Here is an 8,751-nt window from a genome sequence, read left to right on the forward strand (position 1 = left end):
GTCTCGACGCGCCGCCCGCACACCGCGCGCGATGCCATCCGTATCGCCTATGGCGACGAAGCCATGGCCGTCGAAGCCGACACCGCGTCGAAAGTCACCGGAGCCATCGAGAGCGGCAAGATCGCCATCACTTCGAACGAGATGCTGGTCACCAATCCGTTGATCGACGTCGTCATCGACGCCACCGGCAAGCCGGGTGTCGCCGCCGATTTCGACCTCATGGCGATGGAGCACGGCAAGCATCTGGTGATGATGAACGTCGAGGCCGACGTCACCATCGGCTGCTATCTGAAACAGCAGGCCGACCGGCTTGGCGTCGTCTATTCGGTCGGTGCGGGCGACGAACCGTCGAGCTGCATGGAACTGATCGAATTCGCGTCGGCGCTCGGGCTGACCATCGTCTCGGCCGGTAAGGGCAAGAACAACCCGCTCAACCACAATGCCGTCCCGGACGATTATCGCGCCGAAGCCATCCGCCGCAACATGAACCCGCGCATGCTCGTCGAGTTCGTCGACGGTTCCAAGACCATGGTCGAGATGTGCGCCATCGCCAACGCCACCGGGCTGGTGCCCGATGTGCCCGGCATGCACGGCCCCAAGGCCGATCGCGACGACCTCGCCAAGGTGCTGATCCCGCGCGAGGACGGCGGTCTGCTGTTGAAGAAAGGCGTCGTCGACTACACGATTGGCAAAGGCGTCGCGCCCGGCGTCTTCGTCATCGTCGAGGCGACGCATCCGCGCATCATCGAGCGCATGGACGATCTGCATATCGGCCACGGCCCTTACTACAGCCTGTTCCGACCCTACCATCTGACCTCGCTGGAAGTGCCGCTGACCGCCGCCCGCATCATGCTTTTCGGCAAGCCCGACATGGTGCCGCTGCCGCGACCTGTTGCCGAAGTCTGTGCGGTCGCCAAGCGGGATCTCGCCGCCGGCGAGACCTTCGATGCGATCGGCGAGACCTGTTACCGCTCCTGGACGATGACCGTCGGCGAAGCCCGCGCCCAGCGCGCCGTGCCGGTCGGCCTGCTCGAGGGCGGCAAGGTGCTGAAGCCGGTCAGGAAAGGCGAGTTGCTGACGTCAGACAATGCGGCACCCGACCAGACGACAAGGCTGTTCGCCTTGCGCCGGCTGCAGGATGAGATGCTGTACGGGGCCTGAAAGGACCACGCTGGCGCTGCTACGACAAATGATAGATTGTGGGGCAAATGTCGCCAAGGTCGGTCCACATGAACCTTCGAATCAGGAATCCGCTTGCCCGCGAACTGGCTCGCCAGCTTGCCGCCAAGCGCAAGGTTTCCATGACCAGAGCGGTTATCGAAGCGCTTGAAAGTGAACTGAAGCGGGAAAACGCCCGTATGCCTCTGGCGGAACGGCTGGCTGCAATCGCCGATGATTTGAGGTCCAAAGCGGGCAAGGCTGGCCGGGTCGTGAGCAAGAATGAGATCGATGCCATGTGGGGTGGCGGCCAGAATGACGCCTGACAGGTGCACAGGGGTTGTCACGTTGGAAGGCCTGCTGGCAGCTCGGATTTCGTCGTTCGTTTCGATGGATGATCGTAGACATTCGGGATTGACCGGAGCCTTCCCAACTTCGTCATCCACGGGCGGAGCAGGAGCGAAGCGACGTCGCGGAGACCCGAGGATCCATGCCGTGATCTTGGTCGAGGAATGCAGCGGAGCAGAATTCTGCACCGCAGCAGCGCTTTGAAGTCGCGGCATGGATCCTGGGGTCTGCGCCGCGTCGCTGCGCTCCTTGCTTCGCCCCAGGATGACGAAGCGATGTGCATTTCCGCCAAGCCATCAACGCAAGCACGTCCGACCCATCAAAACTTCGGCAGCGGAGGAATTGACGATTACTTCCCCAGTTCGACAGACCTGAGCCGCGCTGCCTCCACCGCCTGCGTCAGCAGATTGGTCAGCCGGTGCTCGCCCATCAGCACGGCCAGCGCCGCGGCCGTCGTGCCGTTGGGGCTGGTGACCTGCTGGCGCAGCACGCCCGGTTCCTCGCCGCTTTCGGCGGCGAGCGAGGCGGCGCCATAGACGGTCTGCATGGCGAGCAGCTTGGCGGTCGCCGTTGGCAGCCCGGCCTTCTCGGCGGCCACGGTCAGCGCTTCGATGAAATGGAAGATGTAGGCCGGCCCAGATCCGGAGACGGCGGTCACCGCATCCATCAGGCCCTCATCGTCGATGGTGGCCACTTCGCCGCTCGCCGACAAAAGATCGGCGACGAAACGCTTGGTGTCATCCGACACGAGCTTGTTGGAGAACACCACCATCATGCCCTTGCCGATTGCCGCGGGTGTGTTGGGCATGCAGCGCACGATCGGCGCGCGGTTGCCGAGGATTTCCTCGAAGGTGCTGGCCGGCGTGCCGGCGGCGATGCTGACGAAGGTGGTGCGGCCATCGCCGAAACGCTTGTAGGCGGAGGTGACATCGCGGATCACCTGCGGCTTCACCGCGATGACGACGAGATCGGGCACGGCATCGGCCGGGATGCTGCCGGCATCGGCTGATGTCGCGCAGCCCAGCGTGGTCGCGCGATTGCGCAGATCGGCATTGGGCTCGACCACAAAAACCGCCGATGGCGCAAGCTTACCGGATTTCAGCCAGCCTGAGAGCATGGCGTAACCCATATTGCCGCAGCCGGCGAGAACAAGCCTGATCGTCATCAAAAGCCCTCCGAAGGAAGGCCTTCACATAGACGCTGGCGCTTCCCTGGGGAAGCCCTGTCAGGATCGCGAGCCGCGATCGGGATCGCGCACTGCCATCGGCCGCAGCGAGACTTGCCGGAGGCCAAGCACGCCGAGCACGAAGAACAGCCAGACCGGGTCGCCGCGATGGAAGAAGAAGCTTTCGAGAAAAGCGTTCAGCGCCGTGAACAGCACCACCATCATGAAGAAGTCACCGAGAAAAATGTTTTCCCTGCGCAACGGAATGCGCATGTAGTCGCGCAGCGGCGCGATGAGGAAAGTGTAGACCGCCACGCAGAGTGCCGGAATGCCCATCAGCACGGCGATGTCGAGGTAGCCGTCATGGCCGTGCACGATGGTCCGGATGTCCCACGGCCGGTCGAAGGGCTGGTCCTGGTTGAGCAGCAAGGGCGTGCCCCAGAAGCTCTCATAGCCGTAACCGGTCCATGGCTTCTTCGCGAGCATGCTGCCGGCGAACTCCCACAGCGTCGTGCGGCCCGTATAGGTCATGTCCGGGAAATAGATCGCCGCGAGATGTTTTATCGGCGGCAGGAATACGATGCCCAGCGTGCCGACCGCTGTCGCGACGATCGCCAGCGCAAACAGGATCGGCGTGCCGAGCCGCATGCCGATCAGGCTCGGGAACATGACGATCAGGATCGAGAACGGCACCAGGCCGGCTGTCGTCTTGGAGCCGGTGTGCAGCATGAAGATCATCGCTGCCAAGAAGATCCCGGCGCCCCAATAGCGCTGTCCGCGCCGGTAGAGATAGAGGCCTGCGAAGCTGAGGCAGGCCATGATCGGCCCGGCGATGTTCTTGTGGGTGAACACGCCGCGCCACAGGCCGGCATGCTCAGGCTCCTGCGAGTCGGCGGTGTGCATCGCCTCGTGCGGAAAAACGATGAGGCCGAGATAGGAAAGGCCCATGACCACGACGGCGGTGAAGATGATCACCTTCGAGAAGGCTTCGGCGTCGCGCGGCAGAACCAGGATCGTCGCCATTGTCAGGATGCCGATCAGGGTGAAGGAGGCGGCGCGCATGGCCGAAGGCGGATCGGTCGACAGGATCACCGAGAGGAAAAAGAAGCCCAGCATCAGCATCCAGGACGGGCTGAGCAGCGAGCGCACCACACGCGGATCGGCAAAGGCCATCAGCGAGAAGATCGACATGGCGCCGAGCGAACCGAAGCCAAGCTGGTTGACGATGTCGCCGCCTTGACCGGTGAGTTCTGCGCCGCCCGGCTGGAACGGCCGGAAGGACACCATGATGACGGTGAACAGCAGCGCGGCAATGGCGGTCGCCACGCCTTCGCGCGTGAACGCGGCGCTGAGCGGCGCGCGCTCAGTTTTTCTCAGGCTGGCGGTATTGCTCATTGGCATATCCGAATTCGGCCAGCACGCGGCCCAGCGCCACATGGACAGGGTAGATGGCGATATCAGGCGATCCGGTCCGCGCCAGCCGGATCAGGCCGCGAAACGGCGAGGCGGCAAGCAGTGCCAGGCTCTTCAGCAACACTTTGGCGCCGGCCATTGGCGTGCCGGCGCGCTTCTTCTTTTCGACCAGTGTCGAGATCACGCCGTTGCGCAGGCTGCGGGCACGGATCCAGTCGGCTTCGATACGCCGCGCCGGAACGGTTTCCAGCACCTTGGCCTCGGCGCACCAGCCCAGAACAAAGCCCTTTTGGGCCGACCGGCTGAGAAAGTCGGAATCGCCGCCGCCCATGAAGTTGAATCTGAGATCGAGAAAGGGTGGACCCATGGCGATCAGCACGTTGCGCCCGACCAGAAGATTGCCGGACGAATAGAGCGCCGGCACCCGCTTTGTCTCCCGGTAGGGCGGCGCGAACACCGGATGCTCGGCCCATCGCGCATGGGCGGGGTCGGCAAACACGGGCACCTGCGGGCCGCCGACAATATCGGCGCCCAGCGTTTCGGCAGCCCGGCACATCCGTTCCAGCCACTGCGGATCGGCGATCTCGTCATCGTCGATGACCAGCAGATGCCTGAAGTTCGGGAATTGCAGGATGGCCGTCTGCCAGCCGGCATTGTAGGCGCTGCAATTGCCGCGCTCATGCGCGATGATCACCAGGCCCGACATCTCGCCGCGCTCGAACAGCGGCAGCGCTGCCTTGGCGCCGGCCCGCGCCTCGGCTTCGTTCTCCATGACGATCACGGCAAAGCGCCTGCCGGTTTGCTGCGCGCGCAGCGACGCCAGCGTTTCCAGCACCTGCTCGGGACGCTTGAAGGTCGGCAAGGTGACGACGGCTTCAACGGCCTCGACGTCAAGCCGCGGCGTGCGTCCCGCGACCGATACCGAACCGTCCGATGGCAAAGGGATCATCCGTGTCCAGCCACATGGTGAGTTGGGCTCTGGTAGCACCACGGTTGATAAGGTTTCGTTAATCACCTTGCACGGAGAACGCCTGCAAGCAGAGGCTTTCGGCCGTCGAATGTGCTCGCTTAATCAAGGGTTCACCGCGCTTTGCTACCGGCTACACCACTGGATAGGTGAGATGCATCTGCTGTTCGCCACATCGATCGTGCCCGACGGTGCTCTCGCCTCGGGCTACGAGATCGCAAACGCTGCGATCATCACCGCCCTGCGGCGCGCTGGCGTGCGCGTAACCGTCATTGGTTTCACCTGGCCCGGGAAACCCGCGGCCGACCCCGAAAACACCGTGGTGCTGGGTGCGATCGACGTGCGCACGGACAATGCCTCCGCGCGGCAGAAGCTGGCCTGGGTCGGCAAGGCGCTGCTTTCGGGCCTCACCTTCGCATCGGTCAAGCTGCGCGTCGTGTCCGACAGCGATGTTCTCGCTGCCATCGAGCAAGCTGGACCGGTTGACGGCTACGTGCTGAATTCCGTGCAGTTCGCCGGCGCCTTCGAAAAGCTGTTCACCGAGCGGCCTTCGATCTTCGTTGCCCACAATGTCGAGCATCTTTCGGCGCGGGAGAACGCCGCTGCCGCCGGCAGCCTCTTCCAGCGCCTGCTGTTTCGCCGCGAGGCAAGGCTGCTCAAGGCCGTCGAAGAGCGTCTCTGCCGCCGGGCGCGCTTCGTCTTCACCCTGGCCGAGGAAGACCGCGCCGCACTAGGTGTCGCCTCCGACAACCGCTCGGCGGTGCTGCCGCTGGTGACCGGTGCCCTGGCGCCAACCCTGAAAGGCCCGCGCCGCATCGACTGCGACGCCGCCCTGATCGGCACCTGGACCTGGCAGCCGAACCGCATCGGCCTCGACTGGTTCCTGGGCAAGGTCGTGCCGCATCTGCGGCCCGATTTCCGCATCCGCATCGCCGGCCACATGCCTTCGGGCGTCGCGTCCAAGCATCCCGGTGTTGAATTTGTCTGCCGCGTGCCCGACGCGCAGGCTTTCGTGCGCAGTGCAGCCGTCATCCCGTTGATCAGCACCGCGGGCAGCGGCGTCCAGTTGAAGACCATCGAAACCTTCGAACTCGGCCTGCCTTCGGTCGCCACCAGCCGTTCGCTGCGCGGCATCGACCACCGTCCGGCCAACTGCGTCGTCACCGACGATCCCGTCGCCTTCGCCATGGCTCTCGAGGCTGCGGCGGCCGACATCCGCGACGTCGACGGCAGCGCGTTCCGGGGCTCGCAGGTCAAGGCGCTCGACGCTGCCATCCGGCTCGGCCTCGAAAAGCTTGAGCCTGCCAGGCAGGAGGCGTTTGCATGAACATGCATTCCGCCCGCGCCGCGTTCGGGCTCGACAAGCTGAAGACGATCCTTGGCATCCCGGTGGTTGCGGTCCGCTGGAACGATGCCATCGCCCTGCTGAACCGGTTGATTGCCGAGCGGCGCTTCACCAAGGTCAGTTTCCTCAACGCCCACAACGCCAACATCGCCTATACCGACCCGGTGTTCGCCGGGGCACTCGATGATTTCCTCATCCTGCCCGACGGCATCGGTATCGATCTGGCGGCGAGGCTCCTCTACGGGGCGCCGTTTCCCGACAATCTCAACGGCACCGATTTCGTCCCGGCCTTCCTGCAGGCCTCGACGACGCCGCTGACCGTTGGGCTGCTCGGCGCGACGCGTGTCAATGCCGAAGCGGCTTCGGTCAAGCTGGCCGCCTTGGCGGTGCAGCACAAATTCGTGGTGATCCATGACGGCTATTTCCCTGCTTCGCAGGAGCAGGAAATCGTCGACCGGATCGCCGCGCTTCGGCCCGACGTGCTGCTCGTCGCCATGGGCGTGCCGCGCCAGGAATTGTGGATCGAACGCCACATCGATGCGCGCCACTGCACGCTGCCGATCGCCGTCGGCGCGTTGCTTGATTTCCTGAGCGGCGCGGTGCCCCGCGCGCCCTTGTGGATGCGCCGGCTGCGGCTCGAATGGCTGTTCCGGTTGGCTGTCGAACCGAGCCGCCTGTGGCGCCGTTATGTGGTCGGCAACCCACTGTTCCTGCTGCGCGTCGTCAGGCAGAAATTCTCGCTTGCGCCCGAAGCCGCGGAGGATGTCAAGTGAACAGCAGGTTCGTGCCAGGCACCGCTGTCGAGCCAGGCCCGCTGCGGCAGACACCGACGGCGGCCATCGTGACGGCAAGCTACGCGCCCGACTTCGAGCGCTGCCGCCTGCTGTGCGAGACACTTGATCGCCACGTTTCGGGCGCGGCGCACCATTACATCTTGGTCGAACATCGCGACGTCAGGCTGTTTCGCCAATTGGAAACCGGCCGCCGCACGGTCGTCGACGAGCGTGAATTGCTGCCGCGCTGGCTGCACGCATTTGACGATCCGCTCAGCCTGTTTCGCCGGCGCGTCTGGCTCAGCCTGAAGACCCAGCCGCTGCGTGGCTGGCACGTGCAGCAATTGCGTCGCATCGCCATCTCGGCGCATGCATCTCAAGATGTGCTGATCTTCTGCGATTCCGATGTTGCCTTCCTCAAACCTTTCGACTGCGCCGCCTTCTGGCGCGACGGCAAGGCGCGGCTGTTCCGCCGCGACGGCGTGCTGGCGGACGAAGGTCATGAGGAGCATCGCATCTGGTCGCGCAACGCGGGGTCGGCACTCGGCATCGATCCGTCCCGGACATCGGTCCACGACTACATCTCGACGCTGATCGCCTGGCGGCGCGACACCGTGCTGGCCATGTGCGGCGAGATCGAGAAGGTCCATGGTCGCAACTGGGTCGAGGTCGTCGGCTCGGCGCGCAAATTCTCCGAATGCATGATCTACGGCCGCTATGTCGACGATTTGCTACAGGGTGCCGGCCACTTCCACGGTTCGGAGGAGTTCTGCCGGGTGCACTGGACCGGCGAGGCGCTGTCGGACGACGAGTTCCGCCGCTTCGTTGCCGCCATGGCGCCGGAGCAGGTGGCGATCGGCATGCAATCCTTCATCGGCACCGATATCGGCCGCATCCGCCGTTTGATCGGGCTGGATTAGATGGGCTTTGCCGGTTTACGCATCGCCGAATAGGTGAGCAGCGTCGAGGCGAGATACAAAAGCAGGAAGACGACATTGAGCGACAGCACCAGGTTCGGCGTGTCGAGGATGGTCGTCAGCACATAGGTCAAAAGCAGCGCCTTCAGTGCGGCGAGCAGACCGAGATTGAGCGCCCGCACCAGCGTCTGGCCGCGCGCGAACAAAAGCTCGGCCTGATATTCGACCAGATTGCGCAAGCCAGGCACGCAGATCGCCAGCACCACCAGCGGCGCGGCCTCGGCGACATTCTTGCCGAGCGCATTGGGGAAGAAATGCAGCACGATGCCAAGCGTCAGCAGCGCTGCCGTGGAGACCGCGAACACACCGCCTTCGATGCCGCTCTTGACCGCCAGCCGTGACAACAGTTCCGGTGCGCGCATCATGCGCTGCACCAGCATCATCGAGAAGGTGCGGATCGGAATGGCGGTCAGGTCTACCAGCCGCATAATGATGGCGTAGATGCCAGCCAGATGCGGGCCGCCGATCGCCAGCACCAGCAGCTTGTCGAACTCCATCTGCAGGTAGAACAGCACTTCGGCGCCGGCCACGTAGACAGAATCGGCCAATCGCCTGAGATAGAGCTCGATGCGCAGCCGCAACCGCTGGCGGGGGTAGAAGAAGCC

Annotated in this window: 8 protein-coding genes and 1 pseudogene; 5 read left to right on the top strand and 4 right to left on the bottom strand. The window is 64.3% G+C overall.

What is annotated here, in order from left to right; all coding sequences use genetic code 11:
- Together EN750_RS08805 and EN750_RS08810 are read left to right on the top strand one after the other, a co-directional pair.
- Positions 1-1,161 (top strand): NAD(P)H-dependent oxidoreductase (locus tag EN750_RS08805; RefSeq protein WP_127396178.1); only part of this gene is annotated, 1,161 nt, incomplete at its 5' end.
- 68 nt (positions 1,162-1,229) lie between these two features.
- Positions 1,230-1,484, top strand: coding sequence for a type II toxin-antitoxin system VapB family antitoxin (locus tag EN750_RS08810; RefSeq protein WP_127321718.1), 255 nt, complete (start codon positions 1,230-1,232; stop codon positions 1,482-1,484).
- Positions 1,485-1,855: 371 nt separating this feature from the next.
- Here EN750_RS08810 and proC read toward each other — a convergent pair whose 3' ends face one another.
- Genes proC through EN750_RS08825 form a run of 3 tightly spaced genes read right to left on the bottom strand, consistent with a single transcriptional unit; the run spans position 1,856 to position 5,033 of the window.
- The gene (gene proC / locus EN750_RS08815) at positions 1,856-2,671 is read right to left on the bottom strand and encodes a pyrroline-5-carboxylate reductase (RefSeq protein ID WP_127396179.1); all 816 of its coding nucleotides are present in this window, start codon (positions 2,669-2,671) and stop codon (positions 1,856-1,858) included.
- Between the two features lie 60 nt (positions 2,672-2,731).
- A complete protein-coding gene (locus EN750_RS08820; RefSeq protein ID WP_127396180.1) occupies positions 2,732-4,066 on the bottom strand; it encodes an O-antigen ligase in 1,335 nt (444 codons plus the stop codon).
- Positions 4,035-5,033 (bottom strand): glycosyltransferase, encoded by a 999-nt coding sequence (locus EN750_RS08825; protein ID WP_127396181.1) that lies wholly within the window; start codon positions 5,031-5,033, stop codon positions 4,035-4,037. Before EN750_RS08825 ends, EN750_RS08820 begins: the two co-directional genes overlap by 32 nt.
- A 172-nt stretch (positions 5,034-5,205) precedes the next feature.
- On the opposite strand from EN750_RS08825, the gene EN750_RS08830 reads away from it, so the two are divergent.
- Genes EN750_RS08830 through EN750_RS08840 form a run of 3 tightly spaced genes read left to right on the top strand, consistent with a single transcriptional unit; the run spans position 5,206 to position 8,089 of the window.
- A complete protein-coding gene (locus tag EN750_RS08830) occupies positions 5,206-6,378 on the top strand; it encodes a glycosyltransferase family 4 protein (RefSeq protein WP_127396182.1) in 1,173 nt (390 codons plus the stop codon).
- The gene (locus EN750_RS08835; protein ID WP_127328764.1) at positions 6,375-7,169 is read left to right on the top strand and encodes a WecB/TagA/CpsF family glycosyltransferase; all 795 of its coding nucleotides are present in this window, start codon (positions 6,375-6,377) and stop codon (positions 7,167-7,169) included. Before EN750_RS08830 ends, EN750_RS08835 begins: the two co-directional genes overlap by 4 nt.
- Positions 7,166-8,089, top strand: a complete 924-nt coding sequence (locus EN750_RS08840; protein ID WP_127328765.1) for a DUF6492 family protein — start codon at positions 7,166-7,168, stop codon at positions 8,087-8,089. The genes EN750_RS08835 and EN750_RS08840 overlap by 4 nt, the downstream gene beginning before the upstream one ends.
- On the opposite strand, the pseudogene EN750_RS08845 reads toward EN750_RS08840, so the two are convergent.
- A pseudogene (locus tag EN750_RS08845) lies at positions 8,086-8,751 on the bottom strand (lipopolysaccharide biosynthesis protein); the annotation flags it as partial. The gene EN750_RS08840 and the pseudogene EN750_RS08845 overlap by 4 nt on opposite strands.

It is taken from the genome of Mesorhizobium sp. M7A.F.Ca.ET.027.03.2.1, from assembly GCF_003999175.1.
In the GTDB taxonomy this organism is placed as follows: domain Bacteria; phylum Pseudomonadota; class Alphaproteobacteria; order Rhizobiales; family Rhizobiaceae; genus Mesorhizobium.

Coding starts and splice junctions, on each gene's coding strand:
- EN750_RS08810 (WP_127321718.1), top strand. CDS start 1,230: ATGAACCTTCGAATCAGGAATCCGCTTGCCCGCGAACTGGCTCGCCAG.
- proC (WP_127396179.1), bottom strand. CDS start 2,671: ATGACGATCAGGCTTGTTCTCGCCGGCTGCGGCAATATGGGTTACGCC.
- EN750_RS08820 (WP_127396180.1), bottom strand. CDS start 4,066: ATGAGCAATACCGCCAGCCTGAGAAAAACTGAGCGCGCGCCGCTCAGC.
- EN750_RS08825 (WP_127396181.1), bottom strand. CDS start 5,033: ATGATCCCTTTGCCATCGGACGGTTCGGTATCGGTCGCGGGACGCACG.
- EN750_RS08830 (WP_127396182.1), top strand. CDS start 5,206: ATGCATCTGCTGTTCGCCACATCGATCGTGCCCGACGGTGCTCTCGCC.
- EN750_RS08835 (WP_127328764.1), top strand. CDS start 6,375: ATGAACATGCATTCCGCCCGCGCCGCGTTCGGGCTCGACAAGCTGAAG.